Source organism: Saccharothrix sp. DSM 118769 (assembly GCF_052936295.1).
The window spans coordinates 2,676,933-2,697,716 of record NZ_CP193627.1; the positions used below are offsets into that span (position 1 = coordinate 2,676,933).

Annotated in this window: 20 protein-coding genes and 3 tRNA genes; 11 read left to right on the forward strand and 12 right to left on the reverse strand. The window is 72.4% G+C overall.

Annotated features, from left to right (window positions below):
• Position 1: 1 nt before the first annotated feature.
• The 3 genes from ACRAKJ_RS12435 to ACRAKJ_RS12445 all read right to left on the reverse strand — a co-directional run bounded on the left by ACRAKJ_RS12435 (position 2) and on the right by ACRAKJ_RS12445 (position 777).
• Positions 2 to 73, reverse strand: a tRNA-Cys gene (locus ACRAKJ_RS12435).
• Positions 74 to 132: 59 nt separating this feature from the next.
• Positions 133 to 205 (reverse strand) — tRNA-Gly (locus ACRAKJ_RS12440).
• Between the two features lie 146 nt (positions 206 to 351).
• On the reverse strand, positions 352 to 777 hold the full coding sequence (locus tag ACRAKJ_RS12445) for an SsgA family sporulation/cell division regulator (protein ID WP_306745026.1): 426 nt from the start codon (positions 775 to 777) through the stop codon (positions 352 to 354).
• Between the two features lie 243 nt (positions 778 to 1,020).
• Between ACRAKJ_RS12445 and ACRAKJ_RS12450 the strand changes: the two genes are divergently transcribed.
• The 4 genes from ACRAKJ_RS12450 (at position 1,021) to ACRAKJ_RS12465 (ending at position 3,069) form a co-directional block, all read left to right on the forward strand.
• Positions 1,021 to 1,671, forward strand: coding sequence for a sigma-70 family RNA polymerase sigma factor (locus tag ACRAKJ_RS12450; protein ID WP_438921417.1), 651 nt, complete (start codon positions 1,021 to 1,023; stop codon positions 1,669 to 1,671).
• Positions 1,668 to 2,492, forward strand: coding sequence for an anti-sigma factor (locus tag ACRAKJ_RS12455; RefSeq protein ID WP_438921416.1), 825 nt, complete (start codon positions 1,668 to 1,670; stop codon positions 2,490 to 2,492). Before ACRAKJ_RS12450 ends, ACRAKJ_RS12455 begins: the two co-directional genes overlap by 4 nt.
• 26 nt (positions 2,493 to 2,518) lie before the next feature.
• On the forward strand, positions 2,519 to 2,947 hold the full coding sequence (locus ACRAKJ_RS12460; protein ID WP_438921415.1) for a TIGR02611 family protein: 429 nt from the start codon (positions 2,519 to 2,521) through the stop codon (positions 2,945 to 2,947).
• A 50-nt stretch (positions 2,948 to 2,997) separates the two neighbouring features.
• Positions 2,998 to 3,069 (forward strand) — tRNA-Val (locus ACRAKJ_RS12465).
• A gap of 117 nt (positions 3,070 to 3,186) precedes the next feature.
• Here the strand turns inward: ACRAKJ_RS12465 and ACRAKJ_RS12470 are convergent.
• The 6 genes from ACRAKJ_RS12470 to ACRAKJ_RS12495 all read right to left on the reverse strand — a co-directional run bounded on the left by ACRAKJ_RS12470 (position 3,187) and on the right by ACRAKJ_RS12495 (position 5,533).
• A complete protein-coding gene (locus ACRAKJ_RS12470) occupies positions 3,187 to 3,435 on the reverse strand; it encodes a tyrosine-type recombinase/integrase (RefSeq protein WP_447009098.1) in 249 nt (82 codons plus the stop codon).
• 69 nt (positions 3,436 to 3,504) lie between these two features.
• Positions 3,505 to 3,774, reverse strand: a complete 270-nt coding sequence (locus ACRAKJ_RS12475) for an integrase core domain-containing protein (protein ID WP_438921414.1) — start codon at positions 3,772 to 3,774, stop codon at positions 3,505 to 3,507.
• A complete protein-coding gene (locus ACRAKJ_RS12480; RefSeq protein ID WP_438921413.1) occupies positions 3,771 to 4,598 on the reverse strand; it encodes an integrase in 828 nt (275 codons plus the stop codon). The genes ACRAKJ_RS12475 and ACRAKJ_RS12480 overlap by 4 nt, the downstream gene beginning before the upstream one ends.
• 75 nt (positions 4,599 to 4,673) lie before the next feature.
• Entirely contained in the window at positions 4,674 to 4,895 is a 222-nt protein-coding gene (locus ACRAKJ_RS12485) for a hypothetical protein (protein ID WP_438921412.1), read from the reverse strand.
• Positions 4,790 to 5,146 carry a winged helix-turn-helix domain-containing protein gene (locus ACRAKJ_RS12490; RefSeq protein ID WP_438921466.1) on the reverse strand — a complete coding sequence of 119 codons (357 nt, stop codon included), beginning with the start codon at positions 5,144 to 5,146 and terminating at the stop codon, positions 4,790 to 4,792. The genes ACRAKJ_RS12485 and ACRAKJ_RS12490 overlap by 106 nt, the downstream gene beginning before the upstream one ends.
• Positions 5,147 to 5,533 carry a helix-turn-helix domain-containing protein gene (locus ACRAKJ_RS12495; protein WP_438921411.1) on the reverse strand — a complete coding sequence of 129 codons (387 nt, stop codon included), beginning with the start codon at positions 5,531 to 5,533 and terminating at the stop codon, positions 5,147 to 5,149.
• 242 nt (positions 5,534 to 5,775) lie between these two features.
• Between ACRAKJ_RS12495 and ACRAKJ_RS12500 the strand changes: the two genes are divergently transcribed.
• Positions 5,776 to 7,026: a hypothetical protein gene (locus tag ACRAKJ_RS12500; RefSeq protein WP_438921410.1), complete on the forward strand. Its 1,251-nt coding sequence runs from the start codon at positions 5,776 to 5,778 to the stop codon at positions 7,024 to 7,026.
• Positions 7,027 to 7,465: 439 nt separating this feature from the next.
• Here the strand turns inward: ACRAKJ_RS12500 and ACRAKJ_RS12505 are convergent, their stop codons facing one another.
• Positions 7,466 to 9,442, reverse strand: coding sequence for a BTAD domain-containing putative transcriptional regulator (locus ACRAKJ_RS12505; protein ID WP_438921409.1), 1,977 nt, complete (start codon positions 9,440 to 9,442; stop codon positions 7,466 to 7,468).
• A 43-nt stretch (positions 9,443 to 9,485) separates the two neighbouring features.
• Here ACRAKJ_RS12505 and ACRAKJ_RS12510 point away from each other — a divergent pair, with 43 nt between their 5' ends.
• The gene (locus ACRAKJ_RS12510; protein WP_438921408.1) at positions 9,486 to 11,180 is read left to right on the forward strand and encodes a BTAD domain-containing putative transcriptional regulator; all 1,695 of its coding nucleotides are present in this window, start codon (positions 9,486 to 9,488) and stop codon (positions 11,178 to 11,180) included.
• On the forward strand, positions 11,177 to 13,870 hold the full coding sequence (locus ACRAKJ_RS12515; RefSeq protein ID WP_438921407.1) for a tetratricopeptide repeat protein: 2,694 nt from the start codon (positions 11,177 to 11,179) through the stop codon (positions 13,868 to 13,870). The genes ACRAKJ_RS12510 and ACRAKJ_RS12515 overlap by 4 nt, the downstream gene beginning before the upstream one ends.
• On the opposite strand, the gene ACRAKJ_RS12520 is transcribed toward ACRAKJ_RS12515, so the two are convergent.
• Positions 13,829 to 14,464, reverse strand: a complete 636-nt coding sequence (locus ACRAKJ_RS12520) for a LuxR C-terminal-related transcriptional regulator (RefSeq protein ID WP_438921406.1) — start codon at positions 14,462 to 14,464, stop codon at positions 13,829 to 13,831. The genes ACRAKJ_RS12515 and ACRAKJ_RS12520 overlap by 42 nt on opposite strands.
• A gap of 235 nt (positions 14,465 to 14,699) precedes the next feature.
• Between ACRAKJ_RS12520 and ACRAKJ_RS12525 the strand changes: the two genes are divergently transcribed.
• Positions 14,700 to 15,449 carry an SDR family NAD(P)-dependent oxidoreductase gene (locus ACRAKJ_RS12525; RefSeq protein ID WP_438921405.1) on the forward strand — a complete coding sequence of 250 codons (750 nt, stop codon included), beginning with the start codon at positions 14,700 to 14,702 and terminating at the stop codon, positions 15,447 to 15,449.
• Positions 15,450 to 15,673: 224 nt separating this feature from the next.
• On the opposite strand, the gene ACRAKJ_RS12530 is transcribed toward ACRAKJ_RS12525, so the two are convergent.
• Positions 15,674 to 19,066, reverse strand: a complete 3,393-nt coding sequence (locus ACRAKJ_RS12530; protein WP_438921404.1) for a BTAD domain-containing putative transcriptional regulator — start codon at positions 19,064 to 19,066, stop codon at positions 15,674 to 15,676.
• A 272-nt stretch (positions 19,067 to 19,338) separates the two neighbouring features.
• Between ACRAKJ_RS12530 and ACRAKJ_RS12535 the strand changes: the two genes are divergently transcribed.
• The 3 genes from ACRAKJ_RS12535 (at position 19,339) to ACRAKJ_RS12545 (ending at position 20,765) form a co-directional block, all read left to right on the forward strand.
• Entirely contained in the window at positions 19,339 to 19,671 is a 333-nt protein-coding gene (locus ACRAKJ_RS12535; protein WP_438921403.1) for a WXG100 family type VII secretion target, read from the forward strand.
• A gap of 36 nt (positions 19,672 to 19,707) precedes the next feature.
• Positions 19,708 to 20,010 (forward strand): WXG100 family type VII secretion target, encoded by a 303-nt coding sequence (locus tag ACRAKJ_RS12540; protein WP_438921402.1) that lies wholly within the window; start codon positions 19,708 to 19,710, stop codon positions 20,008 to 20,010.
• A 77-nt stretch (positions 20,011 to 20,087) separates the two neighbouring features.
• Positions 20,088 to 20,765, forward strand: a complete 678-nt coding sequence (locus ACRAKJ_RS12545) for a hypothetical protein (protein WP_438921401.1) — start codon at positions 20,088 to 20,090, stop codon at positions 20,763 to 20,765.
• The last annotated feature ends 19 nt before the right edge of the window (positions 20,766 to 20,784 follow it).

The window sequence follows — 20,784 nt, forward strand, 5'->3', positions numbered from 1 at the left end:
GAGGCGGAGACGGGAATCGAACCCGTGTACAGGGCTTTGCAGGCCCTTGCCTAAGCCACTCGGCCACTCCGCCAGGTTTTCCCGAATGCTAGCACCCAGGAGTCTGGCCTGAGCCCAAGGGGCCCTCTGCCGAGCGGATGACGAGACTCGAACTCGCGACCCTCACCTTGGCAAGGTGATGCGCTACCAACTGCGCTACATCCGCATGCTCCGGAAGATTTCTTGGAACTTGGCCCTTTTGGGGCTTGTCGTTCCGGTCTTCCCCGGTGCGAGAGGAACTTTATTACATGCCCCGCCGCAGAATCAAATCGGGGGGTGCCTAGGCCCCCGGCAGGGCTGCTACCTGCACTTTTACGTCAGATCGGTCGAGATCAGGTGGGTCAGGGCCTCGTCCACGTCGACCCACAGGTGCTCGTTGCCGGGCACGACCACGTCGTAGGTGCGGTCGAGGAAGTCGGCCAGCTCCTGCGCGGACGCCTCGAACATGGCGTGGCCGGACGGGGAGCTCAGTTCGATCACCACGACCTCGGGGTCGTCGGCGGCCGGGCGGATGCGGACGTCGCCGTCCCCCGCGTCGGCGATGAGGCCGTCGGCGAGCAGGTCCCGGGCATACACCCATTCCACCCAACCGGCCCGACCCGTTCGGAACGCGGCGACCACCGCGTACGGGTCCTTCGTGTCGTAGCGAAGCTCAACCTGCACCGGAACAGCGGGGGTCCTCGGCGCCAGCAGGTCGAACACCGCTGTCGAACGGAGTGTCACGTGATCATTGCGCATCGTCGTTACCCTCTTCTCCCTTCCCGGCCAATGGAACGACCGAGCTCTCTACTTGTGACGTATATGTGGCGAGGAACGCTCGACTCCCGGACGTTTATCACCCGTTCGGGTCTACATCGCTCCACTGGGCGACCACCTCGATGCGTTCCGTGTCCGGTCTGATCCCGCAGGCCCCATCTTGCTGGGTTTAACCTGAACCCGGTACCGGCTGTTGCGCGAATGTTGGACGTGAGGACCTCTCTGGTGGCTGACGCACCCGCCCCGGCACCACGCCGCGGGCCCGAACGACGACCTCCCGACGCGGAACTCGTCGAGCGGGTGTCCACGGGGGACCGCACGGCCTTCGGTGAGCTCTACGACCGTTACGCGAAACCAGCGTACTCACTGGCCAGGCGCATCTGCGTGGACCCCGGCCTCGCCGAGGACGTGGTGCAGGAGGCGTTCCTGGCCCTGTGGCGCAACCCGGCCGGCTACGACCGCGCACGAGGCGGCTTCGGCACCTGGCTGATGACCGTCGTGCACCACCGGGCGGTGGACGCCGTGCGCCGCGAGAACACCCAGCGCAAGCGGAACGTGCCGCTCACCGACGAGGTGTCCGAGCGCAACGTCCCGCCCACCGACGGGGCCGACCACGACGCGTTGACCGGCGTCGTGGGCGCCGAGGTGCGGGAGGCGCTGAAGCGCCTGCCCGAGGACCAGCGGCAGGTCATCGCCCTGGCCTACCTCGGCGGGTACACGCAGATAGAGGTCGCGGCGCTCACCGGCATCCCCCTGGGCACGGTGAAGTCCCGCACCTTCGCGGCCATCAGGAGGCTGCGGACGACGTTGCAAGCGGTGTGGACAGGGGAGACCGGCGGCGAAGCGCCGGGTCGGACGACGGGAGCACACCGGTGACCGGGGAGCAGAGGGACGACTGGTGCCCTCAGGAGGAGCTCGCGGTCGGGTTCGCGGTGCACGCGCTCGAACCGGACGAGGAAGCACAGCTGTACGCCCACCTGCCCACGTGCGAGCGCTGCCGGCAGACCGTCCGCGCCACCGAGGAGGTGACCGCCGCGCTGGGGTCCTCCGTCCGCCAGTACGACCCGCCGGACCGGCTGCGCGCCCGGCTCATGGCGGCCGTCGACGAGACGCCCCAGGAACACGTGCGCCGACCCGCCCCCGAGCCCGCCCCTGAGCCCGCCCCTCTCGCCGCACCGATCCCGCTGGAGCCGCGACGCCGTCGTGCCGGCGGCTGGGGCCGCAGGGCACTGGTGGCCGCGGCCGTCGTCGTCGCGGTGGCCGGGATCGGCGTCGCCGGCGTGCGGATCAACCAGCTCGGCGACCAGGTGGCCGCGCAGGACGCGCGCGCCGAGCGGCTGGAGCGGGTGCTGGACCTCGCGGCGAACCCGGCGGCGAACCGGGCCGTGCTGCGTTCCGCGTCCGGCGAGGAGGTGGCGGTGCTGGTGTCGACCGAGGACTCGGCGGCCGTCGTGCCCGTGCGCCTGACGTCCAACGACGCGGCCCACCAGGTCTACGTGGTGTGGGGCGCGAGCACGCAGGACCCCGTGGCGCTGGCCACGTTCGACGTCGGCGCCGACGCCTCGGACGCCCAGGTGCTCACCTGGTCGCCGGACGCGCACAAGCACCTCGTCTTCGCGCTCTCGCTGGAGCAGGGGCGCTCGATGCCCCAGGCGCCGAGCGGTGTGCTCGCATCCGGTCAAGTCGGCTCCGCGTGAGCGGTGTCATGGGCGATGATGTGCGCATGACCACGGAGCAGCGCGAGAACGCCCCCGAGGAAGCGGGACGCCGCCACCGGTTCCGCAGCAACCCCGCGCTGAACATGGGCTACCGCATCGGCGTGGGCGTCGTAGGCGGGTTGGTGCTGGTCGCCGGCATCCTGATGATCCCGTACCCCGGGCCGGGCTGGCTCGTCGTGTTCGCGGGCCTCGCGATCCTGGCCACCGAGTTCGAGTGGGCGGGGCGGGTCCTGAAGTTCGCCAAGCGGTACTACGACGCCTGGGTCGAGTGGCTGAAGCGGCAGAACCTCGTCGTGAAGGCCCTCGTCCTCGCGGCGACCGGCCTGGTGGTCGCGGTGACCTGCTGGCTGCTCGGGGCGTTCTCCCTGGTAGGCGGCTGGTTCGGCCTCGACTGGGCCTGGTTGGAGAGCCCGATTTTTGGTTCCCGGGGATGATGTTGTAAGCTATCGACACACCGCGAGAGCGGGGCAGGACAACAGAACAAGGGCGTTTAGCTCAGCGGGAGAGCGCTTCGTTCACACCGAAGAGGTCACTGGTTCGATCCCAGTATCGCCCACAGTGTGTTTTACCTGGTCAACGGCTCGTAGACGATCTTCGTCTGCGGGCCGTTGATCGTTGCGGGGAGCAACTGGGGAGCAAAAGATCTTGACCACCTCCGTATTTGCGAAGGTGGTCAGGGGTTCTCGCTCCCCGTCCGCTCCCAGCGCCGCTGCAGTCCGGCGAGCATCGCCTCGACCATCGGTTCGGTGACGTGGGAGTAGACGCCCATGACGCCGCGGAACTTGTGACCGATCCTCTTGTGCTGCAGCACCTCGGGAACACCGTCCTCGATGAGCCAGGTCTTGTGGGTGTGGCGCAGGTCGTGGAAGTGCATGTCGGGGTCGATGCGCGGCCGGTTGGTGTCGCCGCGCAGGGCGGGCAGCCAGACGCGGCGGCGGAAGTTTGAGCGTCGGTGGAACCCTGTGCTTGCCGAAAATGTCGTCCGTGCAGGTCAGGCGGCGTGGTGGTACTCGTTGAGGATGCCGCCCAGTCTTTGCCGTCGACGGATGTCGAGTTGGGTGGCGGCTGCTTGATTGGTGGCTGGTTGTGGCAGTGGTTGTAGTGGTCGGGCGTTGTCGATGCCTTGGTGGGGCCGGTGGGTGTTGTAGAAGTCCTCGTACTCGCGCAGGCTACGGAATAGGTGCCGTTGGTTCCAGATCAGTGTGCGGTCGAGTAGCTCCTGTCGGCAGGTCCGGATCCAGCGTTTCATGATCGCGTTCATCCGCGGTATCCGAACACCGGTGAGGACGACCTGGATGTCCGCGTCGGCGAGGATGTTGTCGAACAGGACGGGTACTTGCCGTCGCGGTCTCGGATCAGGAAGCGCACGTGTCGGCCTGCGTCTCCGAGGTCCATGACGAGGTTCGTGGCGGCCTGGGTGACCCAGGAGGCGGTCGGGTGCGCGGTGGCGCCGAGGACTCTGATCCGGCGGTTGGCGTGCTCGATCACCGCGAGCACGTACACGCGGGCGCCGTTCACGGTGCGGGTCTCGAAGAAGTCGCAGGCCAGTAGAGCGTCGGCTTGTGAGCGGAGGAAGGTCGACCAGGTCGTCGAGGTGCGCTCGGGAGCCGGATCGATCCCGGCGTCCTGGAGGATTTGCCAGACGGTGGAGGCTGCGACCTTGCCGAGCACGAGCAGTTCGCCGTGGATGCGCCGGTAGCCCCAGGTCGGATTCTCGCGTGCCAAGCGCAGCACCAGCAGGCGTATTGAGCGGATGGTCCGTGGTCGGCCGGGATCCTGGGGACAGGATCTGACCGCGTGGCGTCGGGCGATGAGGTCCCGGTGCCACCGCAGGATCGTCTCCGGGCGCGCCGGCAGTCGGAGTCGCCGAAGCGTGGCGACGGGGAGTCGGTGCAGCACGGTCGCGAGGAATGCCCGGTCGCAGGGGGAGAACCTCGGACGGGTGTCACCGAGTTGCCGTTCCAGGATGGTGATCTGGTGACGCAGCGCCAGGATCTCCACGTCCTTGTCCCGGTCGCTCAAGGGCAGCAGGCGCAGCAGCGCGAAGGCGTTGGTCATGCCCAGGTAGGCCAGTCGGAGCAGCATGGCCGGTCATCATGCCGCGTCAGCCGAGGGCGGTGCGGACCTGTGGCCACACCTGGGAGCCCTTCGATGCCTCAGCTACGCACGGCTTCGACCTGCATGGATGGAGTTTTCGGCAGCTACAGCGTTGGCATTGCGCTTGAGGTCGGCGTTGAGCAGTTCGCCGGAGTTCAGTTCGAGGCTGTAGCGGGGCATCAGGTGCAGTTCGATCCGGTCGAGGAAGCCGGTGAACACCGGTGCGGTGAAACGGTCGGTGAACACGGTGAACCACAACGCGCCGCGTGAGGCGCCCGCGGACATGACGTTGACCGCAGGCGTTTCCCGGTCACCCGCACGATCGGCGTCCTACCCTTCGGCGCCCAGGGCCGGCCGGGTGGCGCGGCGTCGGAGCGCGGCCCGCACTGGTCGACCCACGTGATCGCCGCGCCCTCGGCCTTCGCCCGGTCCTCGATCGCCGGATACTCCTCGTCCAGCCACGCGAGCACCGCGGCGGGCTGCTGTTCGTAGGCACGTCGGGTCGGGCGTTGCGGGGTGAACCCGTGGCGGCGCAGTCACAAGCCGACGCCCTGCTCGGTCATGTCCACGCCGACGACCAGCCGGATCAGCTCGACCACCGCCGGGCGGGTCCACAACGGGCCGCCGATCAGCAACTCCTCCGGGGTGTAGTCGGCCATCGCTGCGAACAGCGTGCCCCGGTCCTCGGGACTGATCAGCTCGGCCGGTCCGGGCCGTCGCCCCGGTCGCACCGCCAGGCCGTCCCGACCGTCACGCTGGTAGGCGCGCCACCAGGTGCCCACCGACCGCACCGAGACCTCGAACACCTCCGCCGCCCGCCGGTAACCCTCCACCTGCCCGGACTCCAGCGCCGCCACCACCCGCAGGCGCAACACCTCCTGCTCCGCAGGCGACAACCGGTGCGCACCCTCGACCTCGACCACGCACGTCAACATGCGGGCAACCGATCACTTTCGATTCAATAAGAGCACCGGGAGCTTCTTCCATGCCTACGACGTGCAACGATGACTTTCCGGCCGGCGCAGTGTAAAGTGGACTCGGCGCAGGGAGCGCCTCCGGGTCCGCGGTAAGGGCTGAGCCCATCCCAGGCTTTCGCAGTGCACCACCTCGAAGCCAACCTCCTCTCGTGCCCTGAGCAGCGGACCGCAGGTGCCTGGAGGCTGGAATGCCTGTCATCCCCTTGCCCGTCCGGCCCGACGTCGAGCAGGTGCGCAAGCGCGCCAAGGGTTTGCTGCGCCAGGTCCGCGCCGGCGAACCGCATGCGCTCGCCCTCGTAGCCGAGCACGCCCCGGACACGCTCGTCGAGGGCTTCACGCTGGCTTCGGCCCAGTTCGTCCTCGCCCGCCACCACGGTTTTCCCAGCTGGCCGCGGCTGCGCCGTCACCTGGACGACCTGGCCGCCGAGCCTGACCGCGGGGTCCTGACCACAGACAACCGCTACCGCGTGCACCGCGACTGGGCGGCGGACGACGACGTGGCCCGGTGCGTGCGGGCGGCGACCGCCGCCCATCCGCCCACGCGCACGTGGCGTCCGGTGCTGACCGGGCAGCACGCTGGGGTCCGCGTGGTCGTCTTCTCCACCCCGACGGGGCCGGTGTTCGCCGAGTTGACACCCACGACCACGACGCTGTCGTCGCCGGTGACCGCCGAAGCGCCCGCGTTGACCTTCCGCACCGCCGCCGGAACGCTTGCCGGGGTCGTGCCGCCCGGGACCACCTCTGCGTCGGTGGAATGGCCAGCCGGTCGGTACGCTCGGGAACACGCGATCCTGGCCGACGGGATCTTCGTCGTGCCCAACGCCTTCGCCGTCGACGACGCGGGCGTCGTGCTGCGCGTCGACGGCGAAGGCACGTCCGTCGACGTGCCCGCCCGTGCCGCGGTCGTGGTCGACCGCCCCGCCCCGGCAGCCGACCGCGGGTCCCCGGCAGGGCGTCGCCTGGAACTCGCCCTGGAACAGGTCGACCTGCGCCCGATCGTGGACCCGGGGTGCTGGGAACCCGGTGCGCACGCCGTCCTCGACGACGGGGAGTCGGTCCAGTTGGGCCGCTACGGCGACCTGCTGCTGTCCCACCTGACCGGCCGGCCTCCCCGGATCGACGACTTCGGCCCCAAGCACGGGCCGGTGCGCGACTTCGCCGTCGTCGGCCGAGCGGTCGCCCTGACCAGGGTGTACCACGGGTTCGTCGATGACCGCAGCCGGCGCGTGGCGCTGATCGGCCTGGTCGACGGGAACGTCGCCTCGGTGGTCCTGCGCCGCGAGAACGCACCCGACCTGCCGGCCGTGATCGCCGGTGGCACGCTGGTGATCGCCGATCCCGCCCTCACCGCGCCGCGTGAGCGGGGACCGGTCACGGAGCACGTGGTGGCGTTCGACTCCGCCGGCAACGTGCTGGAAGACCTGCCGTACCAGCAGTAGACCGTCGCGGGCTGCCGGTCGCGCCAGCAGCCCGCGACGAGGCGGGCGTCCGCAGTGGACGGATCACGCCACCGGGAACGCCGGTCGTGGTGGCCTCCCGGTCGCCGGGTGCCGTTCGTGTCGTGGACACGGCGATCAGGTGTCATCGCGCGGGCTTCCCGGCGACCGAGGGGGCAAGGGGCGTGGCCCGGGTGGGCACGGATGGGCGTGAGGGCTCCTCGAACCCCGGAAGGCGTGGTCAGCTTGACCGGAACCTTTCCGAGGGGGACTGGACGAACCCGAAGGCGGAAACGATGACGACACCCACTCCCGACCTGTCGAAGGTGGCCGGCGAACGGCACGAGACGACCTGGCAGCGCATCGGTGGCCGCACCCTCACTCCCGCGCACGTCGCGGCTCAACCCGTCGTCCGCCGTTCCGGGAAGCTCCGGCCGGCCGCTCAGGAGGTCGAGCCGTCCGATGCGGGCGGCGACGTCGCCTGGGTGATGGCGGACAATGGGGTGATCTCGCCCCCCGTCGCCTGATCCACCTCGGTCGAACGGGCGAGGCGGTCCAGCAGCGCACGGGCGGTCGCGTGGTCGCCGCGCGCTTCGGCACGGGCGGAGAGCAACGCGAGGTTGTCGTGCTCGCGTGCCGGGAGGGCCGTGGCGTCCGGCACTCGGCGCGTCGCCTCGGCGTACCACTCGATCAGGCGCCGTTCGGCGGCGTCGCGGTCGGTCGCGGTCAGTGCGGACCGCGACCGGAGGACCGACAGCGAACGCGCCAGGGCGTGCTGGCCGTAACCGCCGCCGGGCTCCCAGTCCGCGAGGTGCGCGACCGCCAACGCGTCGAGTGCCCGGCGGGCCCGGGGCACCGGCCACCCGGTCAGCGCGCCCGCCGCCGCGGCCGTGAGGGCGCGGCACGGTTGAGCGCCCAACAGCGCGAGGAGTTCGGCGGGGTCGGCGTCCAGGTCGTCCGCGATCCGGGTGAACGCCGTGGTCAACGGCCCGCCGTCCTCCCCGTCGAGGACGCGCAGGCGCGTCGCGTCGTCACCCAGCGCCGTCACGAGCCCTTCGTGGTCCCGAGTGGCGGCCAGCCGCAAGGCCAGCGGGTTGCCCGCGCACAGCCGGGTCAACTCGGCCGCGTCGGCCGGTGCGCGGCCGAGCAGCGCGGCGGCGGCCTCGACGTCGAGACCGCCCAAGGACAGCCCCAGCGCGCCGTCGCGCGCGGACAGACCTCCCAGGCGGAACCGGCTGGTCACCACCACCAGCGAACCCGGCCCACCGGCCAGGAGCGGCCGCACCTGCTCCGCGCTGCGGGCGCCGTCCAGCACGAGCAGCACCTGCCGGGTCGCCAGCCTGCTGCGGTACGCGCCGGCGAGTTCGTCCAGGTCGGGCGGCACCGGGTCGGGGGCTCCCCCGAACACGTCGAGCAGGGACGTCACCGCCGCGCCCGGATCGCTTCGCCCGCTCAGGTCCAGGAGGTGGGCGCCGTCGCGGAACCGGTCACCGAGCCGGTGGGCGACGTGCAGCGCCAGCGCGGTCTTGCCCGCGCCCGGCGGTCCGTCGACCGCGCAGACCGCCAGTCGCTCGCCGTTCGCCGAGGCCCACCAGTCCTCCACCGCGGCCGCATCGCGCGTGCGTCCGGTGAAACCCGCCGGCTCGGCGGGCAGCCGCGTCCGCGACGGGGGGCGGGAGAGGGCCACCGCCTCGTGGGTCCGCAGCAGGTCGGGGGAGGGGTCGAGGCCGAGTTCCGACCCGAGCAGGTCGCGGGTGCGCTCGAAGAGCACCGCCGCCTGGGCATGCCGACCGGCCGCCGCCAGCGCCCGCACGCGCACCGCCGCGAGCCGCTGGTCCGAGGGGTGCTCGTCGCCGACGGGCCCGACGACGGCGAGCGCGTCCTCGGCCGCCCCGGAGGCCAGCAGCGCCTCGGCGAACGCCCCGGCCCCGCTGACCAGGGCACGGGTGAGCCGTGTGCGCTCGCCCTCGGCGTAGGGCGCGGCCAGTCCGGTCAGCGGCGTCCCCCGCCACAGCGAGAGCGCCTGCCGCCACCGTGCGTGAGCACCGGTCGGGTCCCCGCCGCGCCACGCGTGGTCCGCGGACCTCAGCAGGTGCTCGAACCGCAGGGCGTCCACCGCGTCGTCGGCCACGTCGAGCAGGTAGCCCGTCCCGAGCGTGACGAGCGGTCCGCTGCCACCGGTGACCGCCCTCAGGGTTCTGCGCAGCGCCGATACGTGCGTGTGCAGGTTGCCGACCACCGATGCCGGGGCGTCCTGCCCCCACACCGCGTCCACGAGGTCGTCCCGGGAGACCGCCCTGCCCGCGTGGAGGGCGAGGAAACCCAGCACGGCGCGCTGCCGAGGCGGTCCGAGGGACACGTCACGCCCGCCGACGCGCAGCACCGGCGGTCCGAGCAGTCCGATCAGGACCGATGACACTCCACCATCATAGGAACCGGTGCGGTCGTGTCAGGATGGCCACGTGGTCCCCACCGAGCCCGCCGTCCGGCTGCTGGGAGCGGTGCGCGTCGTCCGGGGTGGCGCGGCCGTCGAGGTGAGCCGCCCGCGGCAACGCGCCGTGCTCGCGGTGCTCGCGCTGCGCGTCGGCCGGTCGGTGCCCGTCGAGGAACTGGTCCGCGCGGTCTGGGGGGCCGACGCGCCGAGCAGCGCGCTCGGCAACCTCTACACCTACGTGTCGGCCTTGCGGGACCTGCTGGGCGCCGACGGCTCGACCGCGCTGCTCCAGCACCAGGGCGGGTACCGCCTCCGCCTGCCGGAGGACAACGTCGACGCCGCGGTGTTCGAACGGCTCGTCGCCCGGTCGCGCGACCAGTGGGCGCGTGGGGATGCGGACGGCTGCCTGGAGTCGCTGGCCGAGGCGTCCGCGCTGTGGGGCGGCACCCCGCTGGCGGGTGTGGCGGGGCCCCGCGCCGAGTCCGAGCGCGCCCGGCTGGTCGCCCTGTGGGGGTCCGCGCGCCGGTTGCGCGCCCAAGCCCTCGCCGCTTCCGGTCGGGACCGGGAGGCGGTGGTCGAGTGCACCGCCCTGGTGCGGGAGACGCCCTTCGACGAGGAGGTCGTCGTGCTGCTCGCCTCCGCGCTGGGCCGGTCCGGCCGGACCGCGGAGGCGCTGGACGAGCTGACCGCGCTGCGGCGCAGGCTCCGCGACGACCTCGGTGTCGCACCGGGGCCCGATGCGGACCGGTTGTACCGCACCCTGCTGGACACCGGCGCGCGGCCGGCCCGGCCCGCGCCGTCCCACCTGCCCCACCGGCCCTGGGGGTTCGTCGGGCGCGCGGACGAGCTCGCCCGACTGCGCGCGCCGACCGCCGAGCCCGGTGCGGTGGTCGTGGTCGGCGGGGTGCCGGGCAGCGGCGCGAGCACCCTCGCCCTGGAATTCGCCCACCGGGTCGCCCCGCGCCACCCCGACGGTCGGCTCTACGCCGACCTGCGCGGTGACGACGCGGACCGCGCGCCGTGGACGACCGCGCAGGCCCTCGACCACCTCCTGCGGTGCCTGGGCGTGCCCGATGAGGACCTGCCCGGTCGGCTGGAGGACAAGTTCGGGCGGCTCCACGCCGCGCTCACCGGTCGTCGGGTGCTCGTGCTGCTGGACAACGCGTCGAGCGCCGAGCAGGTGCGCGAGCTGGTGCGGGTGCGCGCCGACGCCGGGACGGTGCTCGTCACCGGGCCGGTGCCGCCCGGTGTGGCCGGGGTGCGGTTGGGTGGACTCGACCCGTCGGCAGCGGTCGAACTGCTCACCGGTGAGCGCGCACCCGACGGGCCGGCCCTCGCGGTCGTCGAGCTGTGCGGTCGGCTGCCCGCGGCGCTGCGGGCGGCCCGTGCCCTGCTCGGTCGCGGTGCCGACCACCCGACGGCCGACGACCTGCGCCGCCTCGCTCGGGACCTGGCGGATGAGGAGGCCCGGCTCGACCTGCTGTCCGTCGACGGTGAACCGGGGGTGCGGGAGCGGTGGGCACGCCTGTTCGCGGGGCTGTCCGACGGTGCCGCCGCCGCCCTGCGGGCCCTGGTCGAGCACGACCGGCCCCCCGGCGCGAGCGCGGCGGGTGAACTCGTCGCGGCGTCGCTGGTGCGCGTGGACGGTTCCGGGACGCACGTCGTCCCCGCTGCCGTCCGCGCCGTGGCCCGCGGGCTGTGGCGGGAGGTGCACCGGTCGTGACGACGCGGATCACCCTGCTCGGACCGGTGGCGGTGCACGTCCGGGACCGGCCGGTCAACGCCGGACCGCCGTTGCGACGAGCAGTGCTCGCCGTGCTCGCGCTGCACGTGGGCGAGGTCGTCTCCCGCGACGAGGTGATCGCGCTGGTCTGGGGTGCCGCCCCGCCGCGCAGCGCCGCGGGCAACGTGCAGACCTACGTCTCCGCGCTGCGCGCGGTGCTGGACCCGCCCGGCGCGTTGACCCTGGTCGACGGCGGCTACCGGCTCGACCTGCCGCGCGACGCGGTGGACGTCCACCGCGTGGGGGCCGCGGCACGTGCCGCGGACGACCTGCTCGCCGGCGGACGCCCCGACCTGGCCGCACGGGCGTTCGAGGAGGCGCTCGCCCACTGGACCGCTGAACCGCTGGCCGGCGTGCCCGGTCCGTTCGCCGAGGCCCGGCGGGCAGCCCTCGTCGAGCGCCGCCTCGACATCCTGGAGGGCTGGGCCCGTGCCGCGCTCGCCCTCGGTCGTACCGAGGACGTGGCCGAGGCGTTGCTGCCGGTCCTGGTGGACCACCCCCACCGCGAAGCCCTGGTCGACCTCGTGGCGAGGGCGCGGGCGACCGACGAGCCCGTCACCCCCCGGACCGTGCCCGCGCAGCTGCCACCGGGCGTGCCGTCGTTCGTGGGGCGCGGTGGGCAGTTGGCGCGGATGCGCGAGGTGCTCGACGCGGCCGGGACCGCGCCGCGCCTGGTCCTGCTCCACGGCGCGGGCGGTGCCGGCAAGACCGGCCTCGCCGTGCACTTCGGCACCGGGGTCGCGAGCCGCTTCCCCGACGGCGTCCTGTTCCTCGACCTGCGCGGGTTCGGGCCGGAGCGGGAACCGATGACGGCCACCGACGCCCTCGGCGTGCTGCTGCGCGCCCTGGGCACGCCCCACGACCGGGTCCCGGCGCAGCACGACGGGAGGGTGGCGGCCTTCCGCGACCTCACCGCCGACAAGCGGCTGCTGCTCGTGCTCGACAACGCCGCCTCGACCCGCCAGGTGCGCCCGCTGGTACCCGGCGGGAACGGCTGCTTCACCGTCGTCACCAGCCGCCGCTACCTCGCCGGCTTGATCGCACGTGACGGTGCGGCGGCCGTGCACGTCGGTGAACTCACCGAGGACGAGTCGCTCGACCTGCTGGGCGCGGCGATCGGCACCGAGCGGGTCGAGGCCGAGTGCGACGCCGCCCGGGCCCTGGTGCGCGCCTGCGGCCTGCTGCCGCTGACCGTGCGCATCGCCGCCGAGCGCGTCGCCACGAGGACGGCCCGCTCCCTGACCGACGTGGTGGACGAACTGGCCGTCCTGGAGGAGCGCCTGGACCTGTTGGCGGTCGACGACGAGGCGGCGGCGACGCGCACCGTCCTGTCCTGGTCCTACCGGGCGCTGGACCCGGTGACCGCCCGCTGCTTCCGCCTGCTCGGCGGCTCGGTCGGGCCCGACTTCGCAGGGCCGGCCGCCGCCGCGCTGGTGGGCGCGCCGCCGCCCGAAGCGGAACGCGTGCTGCGCGTGCTGGTCGACTGCCACCTGCTGGAACGCCGGCCCGGTGGCCGCTACCAGTTCCACGACCTGGTGCGCCTCTACGCCGGCGAGCTCTTCGCCGCCGAGCCGGCCGAAGCCCGCGACGCGGCGCGGCACCGCTTGTTCGACTGGCACCTCCACGGCACCTCCGCGGTCGACGCCCTGGTCGCTCCGCACCGGTACCAGTTCGCCGTCGTGCCGCCGCCCTCGCCGGAGGTGACGACACCGTCGTTCGAGACCGCTGCCGAGGCGTACCGGTGGAGCGAGGAGGAACTCGACACCACCACGGCGGTGGTGAGTGCGGCCGCGGCGGCCGGTTTCGACCGCCACGCCTGGTTGACCGCGCACTTCTTCGCCCACTTCTGCTACCAGCGCGGTCACGGCCGGCAGTGGGAGGAGGTCCTGACGGTCGCGGTCGAAGCGTGTCAGCGACTGGGGGACGTGTTCGCCGAGATCGTCTGCCGGTACAACCTGAACGGCGCTTACCAGCACCAGGGGCGGTACCGGGAAGCTCTCGACGCCTGCAGGCTGATCATCGACAAAGGGCGTGAATCGCCCGAGTACAAGCCCGTGCTGCACTACGCGTCCACCTCTGCCGCCATGTCGCTGGTAGAGCTGAACCGTCCGGCCGAGGCGGTGGAGATGCTGAAGAGCGTGATCGACGACCCGGAGTTCGCGGCCGCCCCCCAACGCCTCGAAATCGCGTTGGTGATGCTCGGTGAGGCGTGCAGGGCCCTCGGTCGCTACACCGAGGCCATGGAGCACCAACGGCGGGTCCTGGCGGACCGCCTGGACCGGGGTGATGTGGACGGTCAGATGCGGAGCTTCCGCGCCCTCGGCAAACTGCACGCCGAAATCGGTGACCACGAGGAGGCGATCGCCTGTTACGAACGATCGCTCGGACTGGCGCGCGACACGGCCAACCGCCACGCCCGGGGAGAGGCCCTGCTCGGACTCGGGCGCGTCCACTCCGCCGCGCTCCGGCACGACCGGGCGCGCACCTGCCTGCTCGCCGCGCAGGAGTTGTTCGAGCAGGTGGGCAGCGCTCGGGCGGACGAGGCGCGCGTCGCGCTCGCGGAACTGCCCGACGAGCGCGCCGCGTGGTCAGATGATCCCGGCGCGCACGGCGTAGGCCACGGCGTGTGACCGGTTCCTGAGGTTGAGCTTGGTCGTCAGCGAGGTCACGGCGTTCTTCACGGTGCGCTCCGACACGGCGATCCTGTCGGCGATCTCGACCGTGCTCCAGCCGTCCGCCACCAGCCGCAGCACCTCCAGCTCCCGGGTGTTGAGCTGGGTGGGCGACCCGTGCTCGGCCAGCTCGCGCCGCATCCGCTCCACGTGCCGGAGCACCCCGCCCAGCAGCGCCGGCGGCAGCACGCCCCCGCCCCGGGCCGCGGCGATCACCCCGTGCGCCAAGCGGTCGCCGGTCGCCGCGGAGCGGGGCAGCACCGCCACCACTCGGTGCTCCAGGACGAACATCAGGTCCTGCTCCTCCAGGAGATCCGTGATCAGCACCACCGGAGGACCCGATTCCCCGGCCGTCTTCAGGAAGTCCACGGCCTTGCGGTCCATGCGGTCCACCGCCAGGACGACGGCCTGGGCGGTGCTCCGGTCCGGTGCGACCACCAGGTCGTCACGCCCGTCCAACGACCTGGTCAGCCCACCGCGGGTGAGGGCGTCGAAGGCGTGGACGGCCACCCGTACCCGTTCCACCCCGGGGTGTCGCGATCGCTGCTGCATGGCAGCAGCATCGATCGACGACCTCCACGAACTCTCCACGCCGAGCGGGGCGGCGTGGAGCGGGTGACGACGGGGTCGCCCGCCACCGGGCCCGAGGTTGTCACGGCGCTGGGCGCGTTGCCCGTCCGGGCGCCCGTGGTGCGCGAACGGGCAACACCGGGTGGGTGATCGTTGTCCTGCCGTCCCGGTCCTGCCGAGGATTCCGCTGCAGCGGGTGCCGGCGAGGGAGGACGTTATGGGCGGGAACGAGTACCTCGGCAAGGTGGCCCTGGTCACCGGTGGGGGCAACGGTCTGGGAGCGGCCATCGCGTGGCGGTTGGCCAACGGCGGCGCGAAGGTGGTCGTGGCCGACGTGGACGCGGTGCGCGGCAAGCAGGTCGCCGATGACATCGGCGGTGTGTTCGTCGAGTGCGACGTGCGCGCCCCTGGGGACAACGAGGCCGCGGTAGGCGCGGCGACGACCGAGTTCGGCGGGTTGGACATCGCGGTCCTCAACGCCGGTGTGGTGACCACGGGCGAGGGGTTCAGCGCCGAGAGCTACCGACGGGTCGTCGCCACCAACCTCGACGGCGTGGTCTACGGGATCGAGGCCGTGCTGCCCGCGCTGCGGGCACGCGGCGGTGGGAGCGTCCTGGTGATGGCGAGCCTGGCGGGCCTGGTGCCGGTGCCGTTCGAGCCCGTTTACGGCGCGACCAAGGCCGCCGTCACCCACTACGTGCGGTCCTACGCGCCGTTGGTCGCGTCCGACGGCATCCGGATCAACGCGTTGAACCCGGGGTTCGCCGACACCACGATCATCGACGGGTTCAAGGACGTCATCCGCGACCTCGACATGGAGGTCCTGGACGTGTCCGACGTCGTCACCGCGTTCGAGGCGGCACTGGCCTCGTCCGGCACGGGTGAGTGCTGGTACGTCCTGCCGGACCTGCCGGCCGAACCGATGGCCTTCGCCGAACCGCCCAACGGGGTGCCCGACGCGGCCTGATCGACCGGGCGCGGTCGGTGGGCCGTTCGAGCCGGCGCAGGCGGGGGAGGACCACGCCGTCCTGCCGGGGCGCGCCGGTCGCGCGGAGGAGGCGGCGGTCGCCCTGGACGTGGCCGTCGCCCTGGACATGGCGGTCGCGCCGCACCGGCGGGTGGGCGCGCTTCCGGGACGTCCGGCGCACGGCGGCCGAGGTGAGCGCCGGACGCCTCACCGCGTGCCCCGCGTCATGCCGAGTGCACTCGTCGGCGCGAGCGGAGCAGGTCCCAGCGGGCGCCCAACCCGCCGTACCCCGCGGCGACCCGTTCGTACACGTCTTCGGCGGTCCGCCGCTCCCCCTCGGCGGCGTAGGCGACCGCGGCGTCCTCGAGCGTCTCGACCGCTTCGACCACTCGACCGACCGACTCGTAGTGCCCGGCCACCGCCAGCAGCGCCGCCGGATCGTTCGCCACCAGCGCACGGCAGCGCGCCGCAGCCGCGACGGCCCGACCCGGTGCGACCTCTCGGGCGGCCTCCTCCTCGCACACGGCCAACGCCCGGCGAGCCACGGGCTGCCTGCCGGCGTCCAGCGCCAGCCGCACCAGCAGCGGCAGCCACTGGTGGCGCAGCAGCACCGGCGCCTCGTCCGGGCGCAGCAACGGGGAGAGCAGGCGCACCGCCTCGTCCAACGCCCCCCGCCGCTCGGCTGCCAGAGCGGTGGCCACCAGCAGGAAATCGCCGTTCTCCCGTTCGGAGCCGGTCAGGACGACAGGTGAAGCGGCCGCGTCCAGGTGCACCAGCGCGTTCGCCCGCTCGTCCCGGCGGACCGCGATGAGCGCCGACAACCCGTGCAGCAGCGTCCTGCCGGGTCCGCTCTCCCGGATGCCGTAGAACGTCAGGCCGGGCGAGCCGGGGTCCACCCCGCCCATCTCGACGAGTGCGTCCTCCCAGTTGCCCGTCCAGTAGTGCTGCACGGCCAGCGGGACCTGCATCCCGGGCGGCAGCCCGTGCCGGGCGATCAACCGCCGTGCGTCCACCAGCGCGGCTTCGGCGTCGTCCAGCCGATCGAGGTTCTGGAGCGTGAACGCCCGGTTGTCCGACAGGTCGCACCGGGCCTCGGCCACGGGGCGCTCGTCACCGAGCAGCGCCAGCGCGGCGTCCACGTGGCGCAGCGCCTCGCCGTGGGCGCGGCGGACCGAGGCGACGAACCACCTGTTCTGCAACGCGTAGGCCGCGGTGCGCACCTCACCGGCCGCGACCGCTTCGGTGTGCACGCGCCGCGCCACCACGTCGACCTCGTCCAGGTCCGCCAGGTCGCCGCGCCGCAACGTGGCGATCATCGCCTGGTGCCGGGTGCGCCAGGCGTCCGGCACGCCCGGCATCCGCACCGCGCTCTGCAGGGCGGCGATCGCACCACCGGTGTCACCGCACCGCCGACGGGCCCGCGCGAGCAGGTGCCGCGCCTCGGCGGCGTCCTCGGGGGCGACGACCCCGGCGAGCGCCTCGCCGGCGACCGCCTCGACATCGCGCTCCAACCGGAACAACGTCCGCAACAGCACCATGACCAAGGCGGTCCGGTCAGGGCCGTCCACCAGTCCGGTGTCCAGGACCGTGCGCAGCAACCCCGTCGCGGCCTGCGGCACGTGCTCGGCCAGTTCTTCCCGGTGCGCGACCACCCAGCGCGCCACCCAGGCGTCCACCGGGGAGAACTCCAGGTGCTCCGCGACCTGCCCGACGGGAGCCCCCGCTGCGGCCAGGGCCTCGGCGGCCTGCCGGTGCAGGGCCACGCGCAGTGCCTGCGGCACCCGGTTGTGCAGCACCCAGCGGACGAACGGGTGACGGAAGGCCAAGCCACCGCCCGCTTCCACCACCAGTCGGGCCGCCACCGCCTCGTCCAACGCCCTCAGCAGGTGCATCGGGGAACGCCCGCTGACCGCCGCCAGACCCGCGACGTCGAAGCGCATGCCGAGCAGCGCCGCCGACCTCAGCACCTCCCGAGTGCCCTCCGACAGGTCCGCCAGCACGTTCTGCACCTCGCCGCGCACCCGGTGGAGGGAGTCGCCCGGCACGGTCTCGTCCAGCTCGGCCGCCCCGTCGACCACCCTGATGCGGCCGTCGCGCGCCATCAGCTCCGCGATCTCCACCGCGTACGCGGGGTTCCCGGCGGCGATCGACGCCAGTGACCGCAGCCCGGGACCGTGCGTCGCCCCCACCACCGCGCCGACCAGGCGCTCGACGTCCGTCGACGCCAGCGGCGCGAGGGACAGCAGCAGACCGTCCCCGGTGACCACGTTGCGCCGCAGCCTGCTCAGCCGGTCACGGACGCCGGCCGGTCGGGTCGCGCAGACCAGCAGCAGCGGAAGGCCCTCGACGGCGCCCACCAACCGGTCCCAGAACAGGAGGGTGGCGTCGTCGGCCCAGTGCAGGTCGTCCACCACCAGGACCAGCGGCGCGGTGCCGCACAGCTCGGCCACGAACGTGAGCAACCGGTCCACCTGCGCGGCGCGGTTCCAGCCGCGCCGCACCGCCGGGTCGTGCAGCTGCGCGGCCAGCTCGGCCCACTGCCCACCGCCCGAAGAGGAAGCCGCGTCCAGCGCTTCCAGCACCACCTGGAGGGGGAAGCGACTGCTCATCTCGTCGCCTGCCGCCCACACCAGGTGGCACGGCCGGTCCGTGCCCGCCAGCGCCGCGTTCAGGAGGGCGGTCTTGCCGATACCCGCCTCGCCCTCGACCCAGACCGCCCGCCCGCGGCCCGCGAGCACGTCCTCCAGCGCGCCGGTCAACGCCGTCAGCTCGGCGGTCCGCCCGGACAGCTCGCCCGTCGGAACGGGAACCGGAGCCGGTGGCGTGACTCGCACCACGGTCACCCGGTGCTGCTCCTCCTGCTTCGTCGTTCCCTCCAGGACGAGCTGGTGCAGGTCGTTCAGCGTTCGGCTGGGTTCCAGCCCTTCCCGAGAGAGGACGGACCGCGCGGCGCGGAAGGCGTCCAGCGCCTCGGCGCGGCGCCCGCTGTGGTGCAGCGCGAGCATCAGCAGCTCGTGCACCGACTCCTCCAGCGGGTGCTGCCTGACCAGCTCCGACAGCTCGGCGACCAGACCGGCGTGCTCACCCAGCTCCAGCCGGGCACGGGCGCGCAACCGCACCGCGTCCAACCGCAGCGCACCGAGCCGGCGGCGGGCCTGCTCGATGAACGGGCTGCGCAGCCCGGCGCAGACGTCGCCGGACCACAGTCCCAAACCCTCGTCCAGCAGGGTCACCGCGCCTCGTCGGTCACCCGCCGCGTACCGCTCCTCCGCCTCCAGCCGGACCCGTTCGAACACCGCGCTGTCGAGCGCCGCGCTGTCCAGCCGCAGCGAGTAGCCGGCCGCTCCGGACACCAACAGGTCCCGTCCGGGGCCGAACACGCGCCGCAACCCCGACAGGTAGGTGTGCAGGTTGCCCGACGCGCTCGCCGGGGCTTCGCTGCCCCACACACCGGCGATCAGGGTGCGCTGCGGCACCAGCCGGTTGGGGTGCGCCGCCAGCACCGCCAGCACGGCCTGCTGCCGGTTCGACCCCAGCGGCAGTTCGCGCTCACCCAACCACGCGCGCAGCGGACCCAACACCTCGACCCGCAGCGTGGAGGTCCTGGTCTCCGTCACAGTTCCTCCGATCGGCACCGTCCTCGTGCGACAACCGCACGTACGAGGAGGACGTTCGGTTCAACGGACGATCCGATCCTCGCACCCGATCCGCCGGGGTGCCCGGGACGCCCGGGTCACCCGGGCGGCTCGCCTGTCCGGGCACCCGGCCTCGGATTTTGGGGCACCGCTGATCGTCGGGCACTGCACCTGTGACGGCGGGCTGTCAAGACTGAATCGTGCATCGAGCGCCAGTCGGCGCGTGGACCACATGACGTCTCAAGGGGAACACCGTGAATGCACCCATCTCCACCACTACGCCGGGCATGCTGCGCGCTGCCGGCTACTTCGAGAACACCCAGGCCGTCGCCCAGCAGGGTGTGCAGAGCGTCGACGACGTCCTCAACCTCATGCGCGCGAGCTGGAGCGGTGAGGCCTTCCTCGCCTACCGCGGCTCGATGACCGCCTGGTTCGACGACTGCAAGGTCATCATCACCTCGCTGGGCGAGATGATCAACCTGGTGCACAACCAGTCGGTCGTCACCACCCGCGGTGAGGACGGCAACACGCAGATCGCCGCCTCGATGCCCATGGGCGCCAGCCAGACCGCAGGCCTGGGCATCTGAGACCGGCCCCTTCGCCCTCCCGTTAGGAGCAGCAGCATGACGAACTACACCTTCGACCCCCGGCAGGCGGACCAGGCGCGCGACGTGATGGCCGACGTCACCATGCGCCTGCGCACCGAGCTGGAGAACATGCACCAGCAGGTCCTCTCCACGTTGCAGGAGTGGGACGGTCCGTCCAAGGACCAGTACTCCGTCGCGAAGGCCAAGTGGGACGCCGCCGCGAGGCGGATGCCGCACAGCCTGCACACGGCCGAGGTCGCGCTGGAGCAGATCACCCAGGGCTACCTCCGCGTCGAGCACACCGGCGTGAACGCCTTCGGCGGTTTCGACGTCAGGTGACCGCTCGACCGCGCCGGGTGGTCCCCCCGCTCGGCGCGGTCCACCGGTCGACAACAGTCAGCTGAAAGGCGCGAAACGTGGCAAGGATCGACTGGAGCAGGGTTCCGAAGGCCAACGGGTTCGGCTCCGACAAGGACCCGAAGAAGAACGAACACGGCCTCGACCCCACCATGACCGGGGTCGACGAATACCCCGCGAACTGGTTGAACCAGAAGGAAATCGCCGACCTGCGCGCAAAGATACCGCCGCCCAACCGCAGGGACAGCCAAGGCGGTGGGAACCTGGGGGTGAGCACGCAGGCCCTCAAGACGTTCGCGTCCCACCTGCGGACGGTGAAGGACATGTTGGCGGAGCCGTTGGCGCGGCTGAAGAAGGTGGACATCGCTCCCGGCGCCTTCTACGACGCCTACCAGATGCTCCTCAAGTTCCGGGGCAGCGGTCCCGGCAGCGCGGGCGGCCCCACCTCGTCAGGGCTCGTGCAGCCGCTGATCGAGTTCCTCCAGAAAGCTGTCGAGGCGCTCGAAGTGACTGCGCAGAGCGTGGAGAAGCTGGCCCGTGACTACCAGAACGCCGAAGAGTTGAACAGTCTGACCTCGACGAAGTTGGGTGAGCACATCCGTGAGGCGGTGAACTACATCAGTTCGACCACCGGCCTCCAGGAAAATGTCCTCCTCCCGTCGGGCAACCCGCTCAACCTCGTACCGGACAACAACGGGACGGATGTGAAGAACGAGAAGACCGACGTGAAGAAGTAGTGCGCGGAACGCAACAGGC